A 22,911-nucleotide genomic window follows, 5' to 3' on the forward strand; every position below is an offset into this window, starting at 1 on the left:
ATTAAACACCAAACTAAGACACTTGTTAATCAGTTTGTTGCCATGGCATACAATTATTTACACTCACAGTGCATCTTTTACCCAATTGCTCACAGAAGCTAATGCAGAGTCTAAAGCTGCGACATCGGTGCCGCCGCCTTGCGCCATATCGGGGCGTCCACCACCTTTGCCTCCCACCATTGTGGCAACATGGCGCATCAGATCGCCCGCTTTAATTCGCCCGGTAACATCTTTGCTAACACCGGCAACTAAGGCAATTTTATCGTCTTCGACGCAAGCCAATAACACCACTGATGAGCCAAGTTTGTTTTTCATTTGATCAACACTGTCACGCAAAGATTTAGCATCGGCGCCTTCGAGTTTTACGGCCAACACTTTAATCCCGTCGATCTCGACCGCTTCGGCCACCAGATCACGACTGCCCGCTGTAGCTAATTTGGTTTTTAATACCGCCAAATCTTTTTCTAGCTTGCGATTTTGTAATGCCAGCTGCTCAAGCTTATCCACTAAATTGTCTGGATTGGCTTTAATGACACTGGCAGCTTGCTGCAAACGGTTATTAAGCTGATCAAACAATGCCAATGCGGTGCGACCCGTTACCGCCTCGATACGGCGCACCCCCGAAGCGATGCCAGATTCACTGGTAATACGGATCAGGCCGATATCACCCGTGCGCGCAACGTGGGTACCGCCACACAGCTCTACAGAAAAACCATCGCCCATACTTAGTACGCGCACCTCAGTGCCATACTTTTCGCCAAACAACGCCATAGCACCACGTTCTTTAGCCGTTTCCATATCGCACAGCTCAGTTTTAACCGCAGTGTTAGCACGAATTTGGTCGTTAATCAGCGTTTCAATCGCCTTAAGCTCGTCCGGGGTTACCGCCTCGAAGTGCGAAAAATCAAAGCGTAAACGCTCGGAGTCTACCAGTGAGCCCTTCTGATTCACGTGCTCGCCTAATAAAGTACGCAGCGCAGCGTGTAATAGATGTGTTGCCGAGTGATTAAGTGCTGTGGCGGTGCGGACTTCGGCATCGACCTGGCTTTGCAGCGTATCTCCCGCCGTTATTTTGCCTTGCAGTACACGGCCAATGTGCAAGAAGTTACTGCCCTGCTTAATGCAATCACGAACCTCAAAGCGCACACCTTGCGCTTCTAAGTAGCCACTATCGCCCGCCTGACCACCGGATTCGGCATAAAAAGACGTTTGATCGAGCACCAGTGCAACATCATCGCCTTCAGTCGCTGTCGCAACGCTTGCGCCTTCACGCAATACCGCCAGCACACGGCTTTGGCCGGCCAGCTCGGTGTAGCCGGTAAACTCAGTTGCGGGCAAATCAAGAGCCGCTTGAGTGTAGTCAACTTTAAACTGCCCTGCGGCGCGTGCACGCTCGCGCTGTTGCGTCATCGCGCGCTGATAACCATCTTGATCGATGGTCAAATTACGCTCGCGCGCAATATCGGCTGTTAAATCAACTGGAAAACCGTAGGTGTCATATAAGGTAAACACCACATCGCCGGGTACTTCACTGCCGCTAAGCTCGGCAAATGCCGCCTCTAATACTGTCATGCCTTTGTCGAGAGTTTTGGCAAACTGCTCTTCTTCGGCTAATAACACTTTGGCAATTTGTTCTTGGCGCTCGATAAGCTCGGGATAGGCATCGCCCATAACCTCGGCCAGAGCCGCCACCAGCGAATGGAAGAAAGCCCCTTCTTGCCCCAACTGATGACCATGACGAATAGCGCGGCGAATAATACGGCGTAGCACATAGCCACGCCCTTCGTTAGACGGCAAAACACCATCACTAATCAAAAAGCTACTGGAGCGAATGTGGTCAGCAATTACGCGCAACGATTTGTTTTCTAAGTCTTGCGTACCAGTCGCACTAGCGGCAGCTTTAAGTAAATGCTGAAACAAATCAATTTCGTAGTTGGTGTGTACCCCTTGCATCACAGCCGCAATACGCTCAAGCCCCATGCCTGTGTCGATTGACGGGTTCGGCAACGGCTTAAGCTCGCCATCGGCTTGGCGCTCGTACTGCATAAACACCAAATTCCAAATTTCGATGTAACGATCAAGATCATCGTTCTCACTACCCGGAGGGCCACCCGGCACATCGGCACCGTGGTCGTAAAAAATTTCCGAGCTTGGACCGCAGGGGCCGGTATCGCCCATCTGCCAAAAGTTATCTTCACCAAGGCGAGAAAAGCGCTCGGCACTAACACCCACATCTTTTAACCAAATGTCGGCAGCTTCATCATCCGAGGTGTGTACCGTGATCCACAGACGCTCAGGTGGCAATTTAAGTACGCCGGTTAAAAACTCCCACGCATAATGAATAGCGTCGCGTTTAAAGTAATCGCCAAAACTAAAGTTACCAAGCATTTCAAAGAAGGTGTGATGACGCGCGGTATAACCAACATTTTCTAAATCGTTGTGCTTGCCACCGGCACGAACACAACGCTGCGAACTGGTCGCGCGGGTATAGCTGCGCGGGTCCGAGCCAAGAAAAACATCTTTAAATTGCACCATTCCGGCATTGCTAAAGAGCAGGGTCGGATCATTGCCCGGCACTAGCGAACTGCTAGCAACAATAGTGTGCTGTTTTGATTCAAAATAATGTAAAAAGGCGTCGCGAATTTCAGCGCTTTTCATAGTGTATCCGTCGGTCTAGGGTCATTGTTGTACGTATTGCCGGTTTCAGCAGTGTTTATGTTGCTGTTTTTCTTCATCAGAAAGGTACCGTGCCTCGCTTTCTAGCATTACAGGAATACCGTCCCGAACAGGGTATGCAAGCCCCGCGCTCCAGCAAACTAATTCATTTTTATCGGCCTGATAGTCCAGCTCACCCTTGCTTACCGGGCACACCAATATACTGAGTAGCTTTTTGTCGATCATCTCATCTCTAGCCTCTGTCTACCGGCGATTTAAACCGCCACGGTACTGGCGAAAATCAATCATGTTTGGGGCGCTATATTACACTGCCCAGACGCCGCTGTCTTCACGGCGATCCGCTGGCCGACTGGGTAGGCATCGGCCCGACTAAAGTGGCTGGATCTACCCGCTGATCGAGCCAGTTCATACGCCAATCTAAGTGCGGCCCGGTGGCTCGGCCAGTCGCACCCACCTCCGCGATCAAATCACCCTGCTCAACTCGCTGGCCAACCTTTACCGTAATCTTAGACAGATGAATAAAGGTAGACGATAAACCGTGGCCGTGATCAATAATTAAAGTACCGCCGGAGTAAAAAAGATCTGGCTCCGCTAAGCTGACTTCGCCAGCCGCCGGTGCCAGAACAGGTGTCCCTGTCGGCGCAGCAATATCCACCCCATAATGAGGCCGACGAGGCTCGCCGTTATAAACCCGCTGCGAACCATACACCCCAGTAATAGGGCCGATTAAAGGCCATTTAAAGTCTTGCATAAAGTCCGTAGCACTGCCGCGTAACTGCCTGGCTTGCCATACTTTGGCGGCCTCTTTGCTCGAACGCGCTTGCTGGGCTGCCGAAGGAGTGACTGTTTTTTGCGGCACACCGGTTATACGCTGGACCTGGTATTCACGAGGCGTCACGGTATAACTGCTGGTTAGCGTTTCACCACTGGCCAGAGTGAGAGTTAATTGTGCACTATCGGCCGCGTCTCGGCCCAGACCGAACACAAACTCCCCACCTTTACCTACCGTTACCGGCGAGCCGTTTAGTTGCAACTCACTGTCTACCGGCACATGGCCGCGTAAAACTGCGCCCTGCTGCCAAGCCCCGTTCAGCTCTATAACATTGGAAGATGAGCTGCCCCATACCGTGCTGCAAAAAATTAACCCAAGAAACAAACACACCGTCTTCATAAAGCCTCCGCTTAGTTATCCGATGATATTACAGCATTTACATTGTTACGCTTGGTCTTAAATCAAAAAAAACGGCAGCCGAAGCTGCCGTTTTTATCACTCTAAGCTCAAAGCTTATCGCGGGTTATTCACCAACTTTAAGAATCTTCATGGCATTGGTGCCGCCGAGCTGATCAGTATCACCACCGGTGATAATAATCATATCGCCATCTACCAGAACACCATTTTCTTTCAAGATATTCATCGCACGCACGTAATCGGCGCTAGACGGTGCACTAACACTTTCAAACGGCACCGGACGCACACCGCGATACAAAGCAACACGACGCTGAGTAGCAATATGACGCGAAAATGCGAAGATAGGCAACTGCGAGCCCACCCGTGACATTAAGCGAGGCGTAGTGCCCGACTCAGTCAAGGCAATAATTGCTTTTACCGCAGGCAAGTGGTTGGCAGTGTACATGGCGGCCAAAGCTATCGACTCACCAATATTGCCAAACTCTTCATTCATACGATAAGAGTCATAGCTCGCCTGTGGATGTTGCTCAGCACCAATAATAATACGAGCCATTGCCTCTACCGTTTCTACCGGAAAATCACCAGCAGCGGTTTCTGCAGACAACATCACCGCATCGGTGCCATCTAATACGGCGTTAGCCACATCAAACACTTCGGCACGTGTTGGCAGTGGGCTGTTAATCATTGATTCCATCATCTGCGTTGCAGTAATGACCACTTTGTTTTGTGCACGTGAGCGAGCAATAATACGCTTCTGAACGCCGATCAAAGCGGCATCGCCAATCTCAACACCCAAATCACCACGCGCGACCATTACTGCATCACTGGCGGCAATAATCTCATCCAGGGTTTTGTCATCGGCAACTGCTTCGGCGCGCTCGATTTTTGATACCAAGCCCGCTTTACCACCAGCGGCTTCTAGTAGTTTACGTGCCGCGTTCATATCATCAGCGCTACGCGGAAAAGATACGGCCAAATAATCTACATCAATTTCAGCAGCTGTTTTAATATCGGCAAAGTCTTTTTCAGTCAATGCCGGAGCAGTCAAACCACCACCTTGACGGTTAATGCCTTTATTGTTTGACAAAGGTCCAGCAACACTGGTGGTACAGAAAACTTTAGTACCTTCGATTTTGTCAACATCCAACACCACGCGTCCGTCGTCAAGTAATAACTTGTCGCCTGCAACACAATCGTTTGGCAGTTCTTTATAGTCAATCCCAACGTGCTCTTTAGTGCCCGCATCACGCTCCAGAGAGGCGTCCAATATGAACTTATCACCAATCTCTAAACGAATCGGGCCTTCGGAAAATCGTGCAATCCGAATTTTTGGCCCTTGCAAATCACCTAAAACTGCTACATAGCGATTGTGCTTACTAGCCAAGCGGCGTACAGCTTCTGCACGCGCCTTGTGATCTTCCGGAGAGCCGTGCGAGAAATTCAATCTCACCACGTTAACCCCAGCAAGAATTAATTTTTCCAACACTTCTTCAGATTCTGAAGCAGGTCCCAATGTACTGACGATTTTTGTACGGCGTAACATAATATATCTCGTTTATTTAGCGTTCATCAGGGCAATGGTGTTATCTAACATGCGATTGGAGAAACCCCATTCGTTATCATACCAAGACATAATTTTAATCCAGCGAGTTCCCATTACTTTGGTCTGCGTAGAGTCAAAGTTAGAAGAAGCTGGATTATGGTTGAAATCGATAGAAACTAATGGCTCGTCGTTATAAACCAACACACCAGGCATTTCGTTAGCAGCAGCTTCTTTCATTGCCGCATTAACTTGCTCAACTGTTACATCAGTTTTAACCAGAACATTTAAATCCACCAACGAGACGTTAATGGTTGGAACTCGAACCGACATACCATCCAGCTTGCCAGCCAACTCTGGCAACACCAATGCTACCGCGCGAGCAGCGCCGGTTGATGTTGGAATCATAGACTGAGTGGCAGAACGTGCGCGGTAAACATCTTTATGAAACACGTCACTCAAATTTTGATCATTAGTGTAAGCGTGAATCGTAGTCATTGCGCCTTGCTCAATACCAAACTTATCGTTCAATACTTTAGCAACTGGAGCCAAGCAGTTAGTGGTACAAGAAGCGTTAGAAATAATTTCATCCGTCGCTTTTAAAATATTGTTGTTAACACCATAAACAACGGTGGCATCAACGTCGGTACCTGGAGCCGAAATAATAACTTTTTTAGCGCCAGCATCTAAGTGTAGTTTAGCTTTATCGCGGCTGGTAAAAATACCGGTGCATTCATAAACCACATCAACGTTTAACTTACCCCAAGGCAGGTCAGCCGGATTACGCTCGGCGGTGATTTGGATTTCATCGCCGTTAACAATCATTTTGTCGCCATCAACATGAACTTCACCAGGGAAACGGCCATGCACTGAATCGTATTTAGTCAAGTGCGCATTCATTTTTGCGTCACCCAAATCATTTACTGCGACCACTTGAATGCGATCGCGATAACCAGACTCATACAATGCCCGCAGAACATTGCGGCCAATACGTCCGTAACCATTAATAGCCACTCGAATTGTCATTTATGCCTCTCCTATAAAATTGTACCCGCCGCTAAAACGGGACTAGTAACCTAATTTTTTGCGCGCAGCAGCAATAGTGGCTACGCTAAAATATCTACTTTATTCAAATCGATCTTATTAGCGCGATAAACTTGCGGCTTGACGAGCCAACACTTCAATTTCATCCCACTTTTTCTCAGCAATCAGATTTTTTGGAGCCATCCAAGTACCACCTACACAAGCAACATTAGGCAAGGCCAAATAGCTTGGTGCTTTCTCTAAATTAATGCCGCCAGTAGGACAAAAGGTAATTTGCGGCAACGGGCCACCAATAGACTTAACCATACTGATGCCGCCAGCGGCTTCAGCGGGGAAAAACTTTAGGTGAGTAAAACCTTGAGTGTAAAGGTTCATCGCCTCTGATGGAGTGGCAATACCTGGCAGCAATGGAACATCACACTGCTTCGCGGCTTCGATTAACGCCGCGGTAGTACCCGGGCTAACCATAAACTTAGCGCCAGCATCGACCGATGCTTGTAAGTCGGCTGGAGTAACAACGGTGCCCGAGCCAATCACGGCATCATCTGGCAAAGCTTTAACCATTGCACTAATTGCCTCTAGAGCGACCGGTGTGCGCAAAGTAATTTCCAATACTTTTAAGCCACCATTATAAAGCGCTTGCGCTAACGGAACCGCATCGTCTAGGTTCTCAACGACCATTACCGGCACAACCGGAGCTACTTTTAAAATATCATCTATAGATAGACCCACGTAAACATCCTCGTAATGTTCGTTAATTAAGGCGCCCAGTAAACAGTTACTGGCACGTCATTTTGTTGCAATACTGCACGTACTGGCATATCGGCCACATCGCCACCGGCCAGCGCTTCGCGATAAGTTGCGAGCTTTTCATCACCAGATATAAGTAACAACACATGCTTACTATTAACAATGCCGGCCAACGACAACGTCATCCGCTCAGTGCAATCACCTGTGACCTCACTTTGCTTGGCTGTGATTGCGCTGCATAACGCATCGGTCGTTAATGCTTCAGTTAGCCCTTGAGCATGGGGAAACAAAGACGCCGTATGACCGTCTGGTCCCATACCCAAGATTGTGATATCAAACGGTGAAGATAGCGTTTGGTAAGCCGCCTCACATTGCTTAAGACCGTCAAGCGCGGTTGCTGCGGTGTTTTTCATCCCCACTAACGTGGCATTGGCTGCGCCATTTTGCAGTAGGGTTTTTACGATAAAAGCTTCATTACTTTTATCGTGATCAAAGTTCACCCAACGCTCGTCAACTAGTGCAACTTTAATATCATTCCAAGCCAGCTCAGCTTCGGACAAGCGCTGATAAATCGGCGCCGGCGAACTACCGCCGGAGACTAAAAAACTTGCCGAATCGCCATCAGCTAAAGCGGCTCTGAGAGCGTCAATGGTATGCTCAAAAACGGCATCGATCATCGCCTCACGAGAGTCGTAAAAACGTTCAACTACAGCCATGACCAAACCCCTAATTTTGACACTTAATGTTTTCGCCGACGTTAAACCAACAGCGACCATCATTACGCAGTAGGTCTGCAGCAGCACGCGGGCCCCAACTACCAGCTGAGTAAGGCTGCGGCTTATTTTCAGGGCGCTGCCATGCATCTATGATCGGATCAATCCACCCCCAAGCGGCATCTACCTCGTTACGGTGAATAAACAATGCGGGATTATTAGCGGCCGCATCTAACATCAATCGTTTGTAGGCGTCAGAATAGTATTTTTCGTAGTTATCAGTAAGATTCAAATTAAGTACGCTTGGCACCAACTCGGCTTCGTGCTTCTCTAAGTTATTAGAGGTCACGATCATCTGCACCCGCTCATCAGGTTGCAGCTGGATAACTAAACGATTAGGAGTCATCGGCCCGGCTGACTCGGGGTAAATATGATGAGTAACCGTCTTATACTGGATTATAATTTCAGCACAGCGCTGCTTTAAACGCTTACCCGTACGGAGATAGAAAGGCACGTTAGACCAACGCCAATTATCAATATGCGCGCGAATTGCCACAAACGTCTCGGTGTTGCTCTCTTTACCCAACTCATCCAGATAGCCTGGCACCTGTTTGCCACCAGATTCACCCGCTACATATTGCCCACGTACAGTGTTAGCTACCACATCATCACCGACCAAAGGGCGCAAAGCATCTAACACTTTGAGCTTTTCGGCGCGAATGCTATCGGCGTTAAGCTTGCTTGGAGGCTCCATGGCCACTAAGCACAGGAGCTGCATCAAATGGTTTTGCACCATGTCTCGCAGTGCGCCAGCATCATCGTAAAAGCTTGCACGCCCTTCTAAACCCACGGTTTCAGAAATGCTAATTTCTACGTGATCTATAGACTTAGAATCCCACAGGTGCTCAAAAATGCAGTTGGTAAAGCGCAATGCCAGTAGATTTTGAACGGCCTCTTTACCTAAGTAATGGTCAATACGGAATATGTCATCTTCTTTAAAGTACTGGGCGATCTCGGCGTTAATAGATTCGGCCGAAGCGCTGTCATAGCCTAATGGTTTTTCCACCACAACGCGTGAGTGCTGGCTAATCATGCCGGACTCAGAGATGTTTTTACAGCAAGCCGAAAACACTGCCGGAGGCGTTGCCATATAAAAGATGCGCTCATCATTGCCGCTATCTAGGGTTTTGGCCAAAGCGTCCCAATGCTCGTCGCGCTCGGTGATATTAATAAAAACACCGTGCACGCATGCTTCAAATTCATTCCAAGTGTCGTCATCAATTTCATCGGCTAAGTAATTGTAAGCGGCCTCGCGAACCATCGCACGATAGTTTTCAGCTTGCTCGGCTTTACGTACCGTACCAAAAATACGCGAGCCTTTTGGCATTTGCCCCTCGCGGTGGGCCCGATACCAAGCCGGAATCAACTTGCGCAGCGCTAAATCGCCGGCGCCTCCAAAAATGACAAAATCAAAAGGTTTCTGCATGAAAGAATCTCACCTTATAAACTATAAATATGCGTTGTTTGACTACAACTACCAACAGCTACCAACGAAAAACGGTGGCGCCTTCTTCGGCCGCACCAACAGTTTGTCGCAAGGGGGCAAAGAGCTCTCGCCCCATACCTTCATGGCTTTCACTTAAATCAATTGAAGCATGTTCGCGTGCCGCCAATTCTTTTTCATCAACGTGCAAATGCAAAATACCACTTTCGGCATCGACTTCGATGATATCACCGTCGCGAACCAGGCCGATGGGGCCGTCATCTAATGCTTCGGGCGTTAAATGTATCGCCGCAGGGATTTTCCCTGAAGCACCGGACATACGACCATCAGTGACCAAGGCCACTTTGTAGCCACGATCTTGCAATACACCAAGCGGTGGGGTGAGCTTATGCAGCTCGGGCATACCACACGCTTTTGGCCCCTGAAAACGCACTACCGCAATAAAGTCTTTATCTAGCTCACCGGCTTTAAACGCTTCTTGCAAGGCATTTTGTGTTTGAAAAACTACGGCCGGCGCTTTCACTTTGCGGTGCTCGGGCTTAACCGCTGATACCTTGATAACACAGCGGCCTAGATTGCCGGTCAAAAGTCGCATACCACCGGTGGGACTAAAGGCGCTTTTTGCTGGTCGTAATACCCCATCGTCTAAACTTTCGGTGGGCGCATCACGCCACACCAATTTGCCATCATCCAAGAAAGGCTCTTGAGTATATGGCGCCAAGCCACCTTCACCCATCACGGTTTTAACATCGTCGTGTAAGATCCCTTCTTTGCGTAATTCACGCATCAGGTAACCCATACCGCCCACCGCTTGGAAGCGGTTAATATCGGCAAGGCCGTTGGGATAAATACGGCACATGAGTGGTACCGCATCAGATAAATCAGACAAGTCTTGCCAATCGACAATAACACCGGCCGCGCGCGCAATAGCCATGATGTGAATCGCGTGATTGGTAGAACCCCCTGTTGCCAATAGACCAACCATACCGTTAACGATTGTTTTTTCGTTAACCACCTCGGCCATTGGGGTGTAATTACCGCGCATGGTAATTGCCGCCAACTGCTTTACCGCAGCGTCGGTCAAAGCGTCACGCAGTGGCGTGCCTGGATTAACAAAAGAGCTGCCGGGCAAGTGGAGCCCCATAATCTCCATCAGCATTTGGTTGCTGTTGGCAGTGCCGTAAAAGGTACAGGTACCAGCGCTGTGGTATGAGGCACTCTCAGCTTCAAGCAACTCTTTACGCCCCACTTTACCTTCGGCAAATAGTTGCCGCACACGCACTTTCTCGGCGTTTGGTAAACCGGGGGTCATGGGGCCCGCGGGAATAAAAATAACAGGGAGCTGGCCAAAAGATAACGACCCTATCGCCAACCCAGGTACGATCTTATCGCAAATCCCCAAACAAATTGCGCCGTCAAACATATCGTGAGACAAGGCAATTGCGGTCGACATGGCAATTACATCGCGACTAAATAGAGATAAATCCATACCCTCGCGACCCTGTGTCACCCCATCGCACATGGCTGGCACACCACCGGCGAACTGAGCGGTCATACCCACTTCATAGGCCGATTTTTTAATAGGATCTAAATAAGTGCCATACGGCTCATGCGCCGAGAGCATCTCATTGTAAGAGGATATAACCCCCAAATTAGGTGCGTCGCCTTCGGCTAACGCCGCTTTATCAGCATTAGTGCTAGCGGCAAAGCCGTGTGCTAAGTTACCGCAAGACAGGCGCTTGCGAGCGGGGCCGTTAGAGCGGTCGCGCTCAATTTTAGCCAAATAAGCCTCGCGTGCGCCGCGGCTTCTCTCAATGATGCGCTCAGTAATTGCAGCAATTTTGCTATCGGTCATTTTGTTACCATTAGTCGTCGTATGCTTAGGAATACAGACTGCCACCTAAGCGGGAGGGCCGGCTTAAGTGGGGTTTATGGCTGTAATGTGTCTCTCTTAATTCACCATTTTAGGTGATCCGCTTGGCTTTTCGCTCTTGTGCGGTTTAGCGCACTACTGCAGAAACAACAAAACGACCCCCGAATCGTCAAGCGCTCGGGGCATCGTCTTGGCAGGCGAGTCTAGTCCGCCTTTATTACTGCTGTACGCTGGACCCGTTAACGGGCCTTCTTGTAGTATTCTATCAGATTGCGAGTAGATGCATCATGCTCAGCGCTAATCTCGGCTTCGGGCGTCAATTCCGCCAAAATACCGTTAGCCAACACCTTACCAAGCTCTACACCCCACTGGTCGAACGAGTGCACTTGCCAGATAATGCCCTGGACAAAAATTTTGTGCTCGTACATTGCAATCAACGAACCTAACGACCGAGCACTCACTTTTTGCATTAAGATCGTGTTCGTCGGGCGATTGCCTTCATGTACTTTATGGTTGACGATCTCTTCAATACGCTCAGGACTCATGCCTTTCGCGGTTAACTCTTCGCGCACTTGCTCGGCACTAATGCCGCGCATCATGGCTTCTGACTGGGCAAAGAAGTTAGCCATAAGCGCATCATGATGGCCTTTTACTGCCACCGTGGGCTCGATCGAGCCGATAAAATCAGCCGGAACCACTTGAGTGCCCTGGTGCAAGCACTGATAAAATGCATGCTGGCCATTAATGCCAACCTCACCCCAAATAAGCGGCACGCTTGAGTAATCTATGCGCTCACCGGACCAGTTAACACTTTTTCCGTTACTCTCCATCTCGGCCTGCTGCATATAGGCCGCCAAACGGTGCAAACACTGATCGTAGGGCAGTAAAGCGTGCGCTTTACGACCGAGGAAATTGTTATTCCAAATCCCCATCAGTGCCAGCATAACAGGCGCGTTCTTAGCTAAAGGCTCAGTCAAAAAGTGCTGATCCATCTCGAAAGCGCCGTCTAACAGCTGCTCAAAGACTTCCATACCCAAATTCAGGGCGATCGGCAAACCAATAGCCGACCAAAGCGAAAAGCGGCCGCCAACCCAATCCCACATATCAAAAATGTTTTCTTCGGCAACACCAAATTCCATCGCCTTTGGACGATTCGAGGATACAGCGATGAAATGACGGTTAATAAAGCTCTTATCTTTGGCTTTATCCAAAAACCACGCCTCTGCTGAGCCAGCATTGGTCATGGTCTCTAGGGTGGTAAAGGTTTTAGAGGCAATCACGAACAAGGTGGTTTCTGGATCCAAATCGCGTAGTACCTGAGCGATTTGATAGCCATCAATATTAGACACATAATGTACATTCAGGCTGCCATCGCTGTAAGCGCTGAGCGCCTCAGTTACCATCAACGGGCCAAGGTTCGAACCACCGATGCCAATACTAACGATATCGGTCATGGGCTTGCCGGTGTAACCACGCCAATCGCCACCGCGTACCTGAGCCACCAACGAGCGCATGCGCTCAAGCTCGTGCTTTACCTGAGCGCGAACGTCGTCACCATCAACCTCTAATGATGTGCCACTACGATCGCGCAGCGCCACGTGCAATACTGCCCGATCCTCTGTGCGGTTTAGCTTTTCTCCGGCAAACATTTTATCGCGCAATGACTCTACGTCACACGCTTTGGCAAGCTCAATCAGGGCTTGGCGGGTGTCTTCGGTAATCAGGTTTTTAGAGTAGTCGAGTAGGATATTAGGGGCTTGAATGGAAAATTTAGCAAAACGCAGATCGTCATTATCAAACAAGTCGCTCATATGCTTGCTTTGCATATCGCGAGCGTGCGTTTCAAGGGTCTGCCAGGCAGTCAATTCAGTACGGCTAGACATGTGCGGTCCGCGTCCTCTATTCAGGTCTAATTAAATGACACACCGCACTACAGACTGCCATTTACGCACCAAAACGGGACGTAGCATTTATTGAGAAAACTAAGGCAATACAGGGTGTTACCCTGCTCGGCGAGCGCTCGAATATGACCGAGCAAACACAGACGTAGTACGGCGTAAAAAGGCGGCTATCATAGGCATTTAGGGGCAATATGTCAATCTGACCATGCCCACCGAAAAGAGCGTCAGCACTTTAACCTATGCGCACTCTGAATTAAGCTAGACCCTTAAAGTTGGGCGTTGCAGCGACCAATAACCACCATTAATCCAGCAGGCTCAAAAAATGATAAACAACACCCCGCTCGGAGTAATCGAAGGCTTTTTTGGCCGCAGCTGGAGCTGGCAGCAACGCACTGAACTCGCAACTTTTTTACAGCCCACAGGGTACGGCTACTACCTTTACGCCCCCAAAAGCGATACTCGCTTACGCAGCCAATGGCGCCAAGACTGGAGCCAGGATGACTGGCAAGCACTGTGCACACTGCGGCAGCACTACCGGACGACAGGTATTGAGTTTGGCATAGGCCTAAGCCCGCTCGACCTATGCGCCCCTAATGGCCGAACAGATAGCGTCTGCCTTAGCGCTAAAATCGATCGCATCAATCAGCTGCAACCGGACATTCTCGCCCTATTGTTCGATGATATGCGTGGTGACATACCTCAGCTCGCAACCATCCAAACCGAATTAGCTCACCGCGTAGCGGCGTCAAGCAATGCATCAAAAATTATCCTCTGCCCCACCTATTACAGCGACGACCCGATCCTAGAGAAGGTCTTTGGTGCACGACCAAGTGGCTACTGGGAGGCCCTCGGCCAACAACTGGACTCGAGTATTGACATCTTTTGGACAGGGCCTAAGGTGTGCACCGAGCAATTCACTCGCTCACACCTAAGCGATGTTGCCAATCGACTGCAACGCCAACCGTTCCTATGGGACAACTACCCTGTTAACGACGGCGCCACAAAGTCAAAGCACCTATACCTTAAACCCTTTGGCAGTGACCGCGCCGACATTGGCGACTTACTCGCCGGCCATGCAGTCAACCCAATGAACCAGTTCAACCTCTCTAAGCTAGCGCTTGCAAGCTTACCCCACGCTTATACGGATGCCAGCTATCAACCCGACAGGCTATTCAACACTCTACTCGAACAGCTCTGCCCACCCGCACTGGGCGCAGCTTTGCAGGAGGACGCAGCGCGCTTCACTGCCGAAGGGCTAGATGCCATAGAGCCAGAAGTGCGCGCCAGCCTGGCTCAGCGCTACCGGCAACTCGTTGACGACAGCGGCATGAGCGCTGAAGTGGCCGACTGGCTAGCGGGTAAATACAGCTTTGACCCCGCCTGCTTAACGGATTAAAGGTACCCGCAAGAAATGTTAACAAGCACGCCTACAAACAAACTGCGTGCTAGCATAGCCCAGCCACACAAACATCTGCAGGCACGACATAAAAGTCTCTTAGCTACGAGACTAAAAAATATCACACGGAGAACCCATGAAAACACGCACACTTGGCAATACTGGCTTTAACATCAGCGAGGTTGGTCTTGGCTGCTGGCAATTAGGAGGCGATTTTGGCCCCATCGACAACCCCACTATCGATGATATTTTTGCCGCAGCCCTCGACTCCGGCATTAACTTTTTTGACACAGCAGATGTTTATGGCGACGGCGCCAGTGAAGGCTACGTGGGTCAGCACCTAGCTCAAGTTAACCCCAGACCTATTATTGCCAGCAAATACGGACGCGCAGGCGGCACCTACCCCGACGGCTACTCTCTTATCGATCTGCGCGATAGCCTTAAGCGCTCGCAAGATCGCCTGCAATGCGACAGTATCGATTTAATCCAACTACACTGCATTCCCACCAAAGTGCTGGCCCGCGGCGAAATCTTTGATTGGCTGCGCACCATGCAGCAAGAGCAACACATTAAATTCTTTGGCGCGAGTGTCGAGACCGTAGAGGAAGGTTTGATTTGCACAGAGCACGACGATTTAAGCTCACTGCAGGTGATTTTTAATATTTTTCGGCAAAAACTGCTAGATGAACTACTACCTTTAGCACACGAGAAAAACATTGGCATCATCGCTCGTCTGCCATTAGCCAGCGGCCTGCTAAGCGGAAAATTTAACACCAACACCCAGTTCGACAAAACCGATCACCGCAACTTCAACAAAGACGGCCAAATGTTTAACGTGGGTGAAACTTTCGCCGGCGTGCCGTTTGCCAAAGGTGTCGAACTGGCTCAAGCAATTAAAGAGAAAGCGCCCGAGGGCTACACAACCGCGCAGATGGCTATGCGCTGGATCTTGGATCAGCCTGCGGTCACCACCATCATTCCCGGCGCCAGCCGAGCAACGCAAGTTCGCGAGAACGCCAAAGTGAGCGAACTGCCGCCTTTAACAACAAATCTACACGCCGAGTTAACCGATTTTTATCAACACCACGTGGCGGCACATATTCGCGGCGCCTATTAACAAACAGCAACTCACCAGCACAACTTGCGCTTTATCGTTTACGCTTACCGCCTAAGTACAAAGTTACGCAGTAAATCTTTGCCACCTTCGGTGGCAAAGGATTCTGGATGAAATTGAATACCCTCAATCGGATACGTCTTGTGACGAACTCCCATAATTTCGAACGGCAAACCCGCCTTGACAGTATCGACCAAACTAGCAGCGCCCTGCTGCGCCACAACAGCGGTTACCTCAAGGCACTCCGGCAAAGTGGCAGGATTGGCCACTAGCGAGTGATAACGCATAATATCTAGCCCCTGTGGGGCATATGCAAATACACCTTTAGCGTCGTGAAATATCGGGCTGGTTTTACCATGTACCGGCAATCCGGCCTTAACGACCTTACCGCCAAATACGTGCGCAATACCCTGCATCCCCAAACACACACCCAACAGCGGGATAGTTTTACCCAGCTCACTAATAACCTCAGAGCACACACCAAAGTACACTTTATCATCGGGCGAACCTGGACCAGGAGAAATAATAATGCGATCGGGCGCCCAAGCGCGAATATCCGCAAGCGTCACTTCGTTGTTGCGCTTCACACTAATATTAAAGTCATCGACTTGGCCACGGGCTTTTTCACTTGTCAGCACTTCACCAAGGTATTGATAAAGGTTATAGGTGAACGAATCGTAGTTATCTATAATTAAAACTTTCACTGAGTCGCCTCCTTGCCTGTCGGCTTATAGCTATCTAACACTTTTTTAGTGCCGGCAAATTTCCGCTGAATTTCTTGGTATTCATCGGCGGCGTTAGAGTCATAAACATTGCCACCACAGGTTTGCACATAAGCGTGCTCACCACTCACAAACAAGGTGCGAATGGGTATTGCAAAAGTGCAATCACCATTAAACGAAAAGTGACCTACCGCACCGCCGTAGGGGCCTCGACCATCAGGCTCTAAGTCATCTATTATTTTCATCGCTTCTATTTTAGGGGCACCCGTTAGCGTACCCGCCGGAAAATTACTCGCGAGCGCGGTAAACATATCTTCCGAATCAGCCATAATACCGACAATTTCACTCGAGATATGCTGCACATGGCTAAAGCGCTTAATATCCATGAGGTTGCGAACTTTTACCGTCCCAAACTGAGCAACACGGCCAATATCATTGCGGTGCAAATCGACAATCATATTATGTTCGGCAATCTCCTTAGGATCGTTCAGCAAGCTACGCGCCAGCATTTTATCTTCAGCCTCAGTTGCACCGCGCGCGGCGGTACCGGCAAGCGGGTAAGTCTCCATCTCGCCCTGACGCAAACGAAACAACAGCTCTGGACTTGCCCCGATGATTTTTTCGGAACCAAACTTTAAATAATACATCTGCGGCGATGGGTTTATTTCACGCATCGACTGATAAGCATTAATGGTGTCGCCGGCGACTTTGAATTCGGTTTTAAAGCCAACCTCACACTGAAAAATCTTACCATCTACGATATTTTGCTTTACCTTTTCAACGGCAGCTTCATGACCGGTACGATCCATTGTGTCGCCCAATGGCGTAATCGTTAACTCACCATCTCCCTGATAACTCTGTTCTATCAGCTCTTGCACCAACGCTTGGCGATCATCGTCGTAATAAAAATAAAATATCTCGGCGGTCATTTTGTCCAGTATCAGGCCGTCTTTATAAAGGCCAAACTTAAAGGCATCAAAGTACTCACTTGCCTGCACACTCATGCTGGGCTCAAAGTAATTCATACAGTCGTAACCAATATAACCGGTCAAACCTCCGGCATAGCCACGCGAGAGAATATTCTGCGGCATAATATCCCGCAACAAATAATATGGGTTATCACTTGGGTAAACCGCCGCGCGGCCATCGCGCTCGGTAATCACTAGCGCCTTATCGCGAGCAGAAAAAACCTGACAAGGATCAAAACCAATAAGGGAGTAACGCGATATATGGCTCTCCTCCCCCAAAGACTCAAGTAAGAAGCAGCGCTCAAAGCGTTTTTCAATTTTTTTAAACAACTCAAAAAAATCACACTCGGTGGCGAGCGTGACATAATTTGGCTTGCGCGGAATTTTGATTTTCTCCGGCTTATTCATAACACACCTTAAATATTGTCTAATTTTCCAGCTTGTAGCGCCCGAGACCCGCGCGTAACTGTGGCGATACCGACACCTAAGCGTTTTGCCACTTCGCGCTGCGACACCCCCGCCTTAAGCAAGCGAGTAATCTGTAAGCGCTGTGAGATAGCGTGCAACTCGGCGGGAGTTAACAGCCCCTCAAGTGCGCCACGCAAGCGATCAGAACTATCGGCTTGCAGCAGATAGTCAATCAAGGCGTTTAGATGTTGCGTCTCTGTACTCATGTACTAGTACAGTAACAGCACAATAAAACAAACACAAGCCGTGAAGCTAAAATTCAACACCGGGGAAGTTAAAACAAGAAGGGGGCAGACAATATAAACAAGCCCCGAGAACCGGGGCTTGATATTAAAAGTTTTCTTTCAAGTACTGCTCAGCCAAGCGGGAGGCATCTGAATTACTTGCAGCAACAATACTCAAGAGCTCTTTAGCCCTCTCCTCTTGCCCCTGTAAGTGGTAGACCTTGCCCAACTTAAATTGCGCATCTGGCACCTTACGGCTACTGGGGAAAACACGCAATAAATCGCCAAACCACTGTTGCGCCGAAGGTAGATCATTCTTCAATAAGTAGATCTCACCCAACCAGTAATAGCTATTGCCGGTATATTCGCCATTGGGGTAGCGCGCCAAATGGTCTTTAAAGGCGGCAATTGAGGCATCTACCTCACGCTGACGAAGCAGATCGTAAGCCGCGCCATAAACTTCGGATTCGGAAGCGTTAGCCGAGGTGACAGGCTTAGCTAATATCTCACCTTCAGTGCCAGCGGCAACATCAACTCTAGGTGCAAGCGTGTTATCAGCAGAAGGCTCATAGGTCATACGGGGCGCTGTAGATGTACCGCCACTCGCGCCAGTCGTCAACGCGCTAACACGTCGATCAAGATCAAGGTAATCGTCCATCCGCTGTTGCTTAAGCTTTTTTAGCTCAAACGTTTGCTCCTCAACTAAACCGCGCAAGCTCATCACTTCTTGCTGCAGCGCCTGAAGCTGATAATACAGCTCGGCCTGAGGGTTATTATCGGACGGTGTAGGAGTAGATTGACGGGCACCAGGTACGCTTACGTCAACCGAACTCCCGGCCGCAGATTGCGGGCGGGAGTCGGTAACTTGAACCTGAGCCTGTGCTGTTGAGACGACGACCACTAATGCGGCCGTAATTAACAGATGGGCTCTCATTGCGTAGGGACTCTATTAGTAGTCGATTTCTACGCGACGATTTTTGCTCCAAGAAGATTCGCCGCTACCAAGGTTCAACGGACGCTCTTCACCGTAGCTGATTACTTCTAGGTTTGAACGGCTTACGCCCTGCAAAACCATGAAGTCGCGTACGGCATTTGCACGACGCTCACCAAGGGCCATGTTGTATTCACGTGAGCCGCGCTCATCAGCGTGACCTTCTAAACGGGCAGACGCACCAGAGTTGCGCAGACGCTCAGAGTGAGCCAGCAGTAAAGAACGTGCAGAAGGCAAAAGCACGGCTTGATCGAAGTCAAAGTAAATAACTTTGTCCAGCTCTTCCATGCCATCGTCCATGCCGTTGCTAGAACCCAGCGCGCCACCATCAGCTGTACCGGTTGTTACACCACCGTTAGCGTCGGCATTCGACCCATCAGCGCCAGTTTTGGTATCCGTGCTAGAACAGCCTACAAGGAAAGCCATGACAAATACAAAACTTAAACCTTGCTTCATTGCTTTAGTAATCATGATTAACTCCGATCAAATTGTTGATTTTTTTTGAGCAAACTGAATTATCAGTTAAAAAATGGCGACCAAGCAGGCTCTCTTACGTCGCCCTGCTTAGATGGCAAGCGATACTTGGTACCGGCGTCGAGTGAAACAGCGGCAAGTATACCCTTTCCCCCAAACCGTGTCGCGTACAGCAACATAGCCCCATTAGGCGCTATAGTAGGCGATTCATCAAGGTTTGTCTCGGTTAAAATCCGTAGTGTGCCCGTCGCTAGATCTTGTGCAGCAATGTGGAACACACCTTGCCGCTGATGGACCATTACGAGGGTTTTTCCGTCTTTCGAAACTCGCCCACGAGCGTTGTACTCGCCATCGAAGGTTAAGCGTTCTACCCGTCCGCTGGCAAGCGTCACTTTATAAATTTGTGGTTTACCACCGCGATTTGACGTAAAAATCACACCTTCACCGTCAGCAGTCCAGCTCGGCTCGGTATCGATCGCGTAATGGTTGGTTACTCGACTGAACTGGCGAGTGCGTAAATCGAGCGTATAAATCTCTGGATTACCATCCTTAGACAGCACCATCGCAAGCCTATTACCATCGGGCGAAAAGGTCGGCGCGCCATTTAAACCGGTGAAATTGGTCAGCTGTTCGCGCTGGCCGGTGGCAAGGTTTTGCTTAAAAATGGCCGGGCGAGTCGTCTCAAACGACACATAGGCGATCTCGCGACCATCGGGGGACCATGTTGGCGACAGCAGCGGCTGATCGGATTCCAGCAACAAACGCGCTCGCGCACCATCGGCATCCGCCAACATTAAGCGAAAGTTATCCAGCTGCCCTTGGTTTTGAAAGGCCTCGACATAAAGCACCTGGGTCGAAAAGGCACCGCGAATCCCTGTAATCTTCTCGTAGACTTTATCGCTGATATGATGGGCTATATCACGCAACTGCTCTGGACTGCCATCGACCTTGCCGGCGCTAATCACCTTCCTCTGAGCCAACACATCAAACACATCATAGCGCACAAAATAACGTCCATTTCGCTGTTCTATACTGCTTATCAACAAATACTCGGCATTTATGCCTCGCCAGTCGCGATAAAACACATCGGCAGGCCGACTCGGAAAGGACAGCATACTGGTGCGAGGCACTGGGTCAAACTGACCACTGCGCTGTAAATCGGCCGCCACAATTTGGGCAATATCTTCAGGTAACGGCGTTGAGCCACTCCAACCCATTGGCACAACAGCAATTCGGGTAGGGTTATCCACGCCTTGGGTAATTTCAATGGTGAGCTGGGCAAATGCCGGCGACACCAAACAACAAAATAACAGCGTTAGAAGTTTTCTCACAATCGTAAATCCTTGGGGTTAAAGACCAATTTTAACTGGCGAAAATTTTGCTCAAACAACTCAGGCGACATATTTTTAAGCTCACTAAAGCGATCTATACGGCGCACCGCTTGCTCGGCCGATCGATCAAAAGCGGCGTTACCGCTGCTTTTGGTGATAGTGACGTTCACTACCTGGCCAGTAGGAACCAACTGTAACAACAGCTCGACCTGCATGCCACGGCGCGCCGAAGGCGGACGGCTCCAATTTTGCTCAATTCGGGCGACAATCATGTCAACATAGCTTTGACTCTGAGCTTCAGCAAGCTCCGCCTGACGCTGCTGCTCCTCTTTACGCATGGCGTCATCGAGACGCTGCTGGGCAATACGTTCTTGACGCTCGCGCTCAGCTTTTTCTTGCGCAGCCTTGTCGGCTTTGCGCTTTGCCTCGGCTTCAGCTTTACGTTCGGCCTCATCTTTGCGCTTGCGCTCGGCCTCGGCTTGCGCTTTTTTCTCGCGCTGCAGCCGAGCTTTACGCGCGGCATCCTCTTTTGCTTTTTTGGCGGCAGCGGCCTTTTGCTGCGCCAGCTCGCGCTTTTTGGTTAGGTCAATAACGTTGGTTTTTTGCTGGACCGGCTCGGCCGTGTCCTTCGCCTTAAATTCAACCAGCTTAGCCTGCACAACATTAGGTTTAAAGACCCGCGGTTTAGGATCGATGGTGGTTTCCCAGCCAACCGTAATAGCCAGCACTAAGATCAAGTGCAGGCTAACGCTGATAATAATCGGGAGGGTATACAAGCTACGCCAATTCATACGTTAAGCGGGCCCGTCACTTAGGTGGGTCGGTAACCAAACCTACCGAGGGCGCACCGGCCCCCTGCAGCTCGGTCATTAACGAGACCACCATGCCATAGCTGACCTCGCGATCGCCCCATACCAATACAGGTGTCGTGGGCTTTTCGCCCAGCACTTTACTTACCATAGCGGTAATATCAGCCAATGGTTTGCTCTGCTTAGGCTCACCACCCAGCTCGATAAAATAGGCACCGGTCTTATCTACCGAGACAATCAACGGCTCATCTTCTTTATCGTCTATCGGGGACGACGGCGCCTGCGGCAGATTGACCTGCACACCCTGCATAAGCATAGGTGCCGTCACCATAAACACCACTAGAAGTACCAGCATCACGTCAATATAGGGTACGACGTTGATCTCTGCCATGGGCTTTTTCTTTACTCTTGGGCCAAATGCTGCCATTGCGCTGCCTGTTATTACCGGTTACTTGTTAGGATCAAGAGGAAACTTGTTTGCTGTGTACCTGACGGTGCAAAATTGCCGAGAACTCTTCAGCAAACGTCTGATAGTGATTTTCCATAGTCTCGGCCCGTGCCGAGTAGCGGTTGTATGCCAACACCGCCGGAATCGCCGCAAACAAACCCATCGCGGTAGCCACCAACGCCTCAGAAATACCCGGCGCTACGGTGGCCAAAGTTGCCTGATGCACATTGGCAAGTCCACGGAACGAATTCATAATACCCCACACCGTACCAAACAGACCGATGTAAGGGCTCACCGAAGCAACACTGGCTAAAAATGGTAGGTTGGCCTCAAGCTTTTCATACTCGCGAGCCAACGCCACACGCATAGCGCGTTGACTACCCTCCATCACCGCATCCGAGTCGGCACTAGACTGCGAGCGTAAGCGGGTAAACTCTTTAAAGCCGGCACGGAAGATATTCTCGACACCATCGACTGCGTTTTTACCCGTACGACCATTGCTTTGGCGATACAACTGATTCAAATCGATACCCGACCAAAACTGTTTTTCAAACGATAAAAATTTTGCCCGAGCTCGCCGCTGGTACATGCCGCGCTGTACGATCATGACCCAAGAGACAACCGAGGCTAGAAACAATAACGCCATGACCAGCTGCACAAGTAAACTGGCATTTGAAATTAATCCCCAGATGGATAGTGATTCTGCATTTGGCATAGATCAGTCAGCTCTTTAAAGTGATTCTGTGGTTGTGCCTACAATTGGCAAAACCTTCCCG

The 22,911-nt window shown here is 49.8% G+C and carries 21 protein-coding genes; 2 read left to right on the forward strand and 19 right to left on the reverse strand.

What is annotated here, in order from left to right:
• Positions 1-63: 63 nt before the first annotated feature.
• From alaS to pgi, 10 genes are all read right to left on the reverse strand, one after another.
• Positions 64-2,658: an alanine--tRNA ligase gene (gene alaS / locus GILYN3_RS06405; protein WP_049722063.1), complete on the reverse strand. Its 2,595-nt coding sequence runs from the start codon at positions 2,656-2,658 to the stop codon at positions 64-66.
• A gap of 45 nt (positions 2,659-2,703) precedes the next feature.
• Positions 2,704-2,901 carry a Trm112 family protein gene (locus GILYN3_RS06410; RefSeq protein ID WP_049722064.1) on the reverse strand — a complete coding sequence of 66 codons (198 nt, stop codon included), beginning with the start codon at positions 2,899-2,901 and terminating at the stop codon, positions 2,704-2,706.
• Between the two features lie 103 nt (positions 2,902-3,004).
• A complete protein-coding gene (locus tag GILYN3_RS06415) occupies positions 3,005-3,847 on the reverse strand; it encodes a M23 family metallopeptidase (protein WP_049722065.1) in 843 nt (280 codons plus the stop codon).
• A gap of 124 nt (positions 3,848-3,971) precedes the next feature.
• Entirely contained in the window at positions 3,972-5,408 is a 1,437-nt protein-coding gene (gene pyk, locus GILYN3_RS06420; protein ID WP_049722066.1) for a pyruvate kinase, read from the reverse strand.
• A 12-nt stretch (positions 5,409-5,420) separates the two neighbouring features.
• Positions 5,421-6,431 carry a type I glyceraldehyde-3-phosphate dehydrogenase gene (gene gap / locus GILYN3_RS06425; RefSeq protein ID WP_049722067.1) on the reverse strand — a complete coding sequence of 337 codons (1,011 nt, stop codon included), beginning with the start codon at positions 6,429-6,431 and terminating at the stop codon, positions 5,421-5,423.
• Between the two features lie 117 nt (positions 6,432-6,548).
• A complete protein-coding gene (eda, locus tag GILYN3_RS06430) occupies positions 6,549-7,181 on the reverse strand; it encodes a bifunctional 4-hydroxy-2-oxoglutarate aldolase/2-dehydro-3-deoxy-phosphogluconate aldolase (RefSeq protein WP_084005151.1) in 633 nt (210 codons plus the stop codon).
• A gap of 26 nt (positions 7,182-7,207) precedes the next feature.
• Complete coding sequence (gene pgl / locus GILYN3_RS06435) at positions 7,208-7,915, reverse strand: 6-phosphogluconolactonase (protein WP_049722068.1); 708 nt, start codon at positions 7,913-7,915, stop codon at positions 7,208-7,210.
• A gap of 10 nt (positions 7,916-7,925) precedes the next feature.
• Positions 7,926-9,398 (reverse strand): glucose-6-phosphate dehydrogenase, encoded by a 1,473-nt coding sequence (gene zwf, locus GILYN3_RS06440; RefSeq protein WP_049722069.1) that lies wholly within the window; start codon positions 9,396-9,398, stop codon positions 7,926-7,928.
• A 58-nt stretch (positions 9,399-9,456) separates the two neighbouring features.
• The gene (edd, locus tag GILYN3_RS06445) at positions 9,457-11,271 is read right to left on the reverse strand and encodes a phosphogluconate dehydratase (protein WP_049722070.1); all 1,815 of its coding nucleotides are present in this window, start codon (positions 11,269-11,271) and stop codon (positions 9,457-9,459) included.
• 257 nt (positions 11,272-11,528) lie between these two features.
• The gene (gene pgi, locus GILYN3_RS06450) at positions 11,529-13,172 is read right to left on the reverse strand and encodes a glucose-6-phosphate isomerase (protein ID WP_049722071.1); all 1,644 of its coding nucleotides are present in this window, start codon (positions 13,170-13,172) and stop codon (positions 11,529-11,531) included.
• Between the two features lie 340 nt (positions 13,173-13,512).
• On the opposite strand from pgi, the gene GILYN3_RS06455 reads away from it, so the two are divergent.
• Positions 13,513-14,586 carry a beta-N-acetylglucosaminidase domain-containing protein gene (locus GILYN3_RS06455; RefSeq protein ID WP_049722072.1) on the forward strand — a complete coding sequence of 358 codons (1,074 nt, stop codon included), beginning with the start codon at positions 13,513-13,515 and terminating at the stop codon, positions 14,584-14,586.
• 136 nt (positions 14,587-14,722) lie between these two features.
• Positions 14,723-15,703, forward strand: a complete 981-nt coding sequence (locus GILYN3_RS06460) for an aldo/keto reductase (protein WP_049722073.1) — start codon at positions 14,723-14,725, stop codon at positions 15,701-15,703.
• Between the two features lie 44 nt (positions 15,704-15,747).
• Here the strand turns inward: GILYN3_RS06460 and GILYN3_RS06465 are convergent, their stop codons facing one another.
• From GILYN3_RS06465 to tolQ, 9 genes are all read right to left on the reverse strand, one after another.
• Positions 15,748-16,404, reverse strand: coding sequence for an anthranilate synthase component II (locus GILYN3_RS06465; protein WP_049722074.1), 657 nt, complete (start codon positions 16,402-16,404; stop codon positions 15,748-15,750).
• Positions 16,401-17,798: an anthranilate synthase component I family protein gene (locus tag GILYN3_RS06470; protein WP_049722075.1), complete on the reverse strand. Its 1,398-nt coding sequence runs from the start codon at positions 17,796-17,798 to the stop codon at positions 16,401-16,403. Before GILYN3_RS06470 ends, GILYN3_RS06465 begins: the two co-directional genes overlap by 4 nt.
• Before the next feature lie 8 nt (positions 17,799-17,806).
• Positions 17,807-18,064, reverse strand: coding sequence for a Trp family transcriptional regulator (locus GILYN3_RS06475; RefSeq protein ID WP_049722076.1), 258 nt, complete (start codon positions 18,062-18,064; stop codon positions 17,807-17,809).
• Positions 18,065-18,188: 124 nt separating this feature from the next.
• A complete protein-coding gene (locus GILYN3_RS06480; protein ID WP_049722077.1) occupies positions 18,189-19,016 on the reverse strand; it encodes a YbgF trimerization domain-containing protein in 828 nt (275 codons plus the stop codon).
• A 15-nt stretch (positions 19,017-19,031) separates the two neighbouring features.
• Positions 19,032-19,544 (reverse strand): peptidoglycan-associated lipoprotein Pal, encoded by a 513-nt coding sequence (gene pal, locus GILYN3_RS06485; RefSeq protein WP_049722078.1) that lies wholly within the window; start codon positions 19,542-19,544, stop codon positions 19,032-19,034.
• 47 nt (positions 19,545-19,591) lie between these two features.
• Positions 19,592-20,878 carry a Tol-Pal system beta propeller repeat protein TolB gene (gene tolB, locus GILYN3_RS06490; protein ID WP_049722079.1) on the reverse strand — a complete coding sequence of 429 codons (1,287 nt, stop codon included), beginning with the start codon at positions 20,876-20,878 and terminating at the stop codon, positions 19,592-19,594.
• Entirely contained in the window at positions 20,875-21,669 is a 795-nt protein-coding gene (tolA, locus tag GILYN3_RS06495) for a cell envelope integrity protein TolA (protein ID WP_049722080.1), read from the reverse strand. The genes tolB and tolA overlap by 4 nt, the downstream gene beginning before the upstream one ends.
• Positions 21,670-21,685: 16 nt before the next feature.
• Complete coding sequence (tolR, locus tag GILYN3_RS06500; RefSeq protein WP_049722081.1) at positions 21,686-22,114, reverse strand: protein TolR; 429 nt, start codon at positions 22,112-22,114, stop codon at positions 21,686-21,688.
• A gap of 34 nt (positions 22,115-22,148) precedes the next feature.
• Positions 22,149-22,850: a protein TolQ gene (tolQ, locus tag GILYN3_RS06505; protein ID WP_049722082.1), complete on the reverse strand. Its 702-nt coding sequence runs from the start codon at positions 22,848-22,850 to the stop codon at positions 22,149-22,151.
• Positions 22,851-22,911: the final 61 nt, after the last annotated feature.

It is taken from the genome of Gilvimarinus polysaccharolyticus, from assembly GCF_001187555.1.
Taxonomy (GTDB): domain Bacteria; phylum Pseudomonadota; class Gammaproteobacteria; order Pseudomonadales; family Cellvibrionaceae; genus Gilvimarinus; species Gilvimarinus polysaccharolyticus.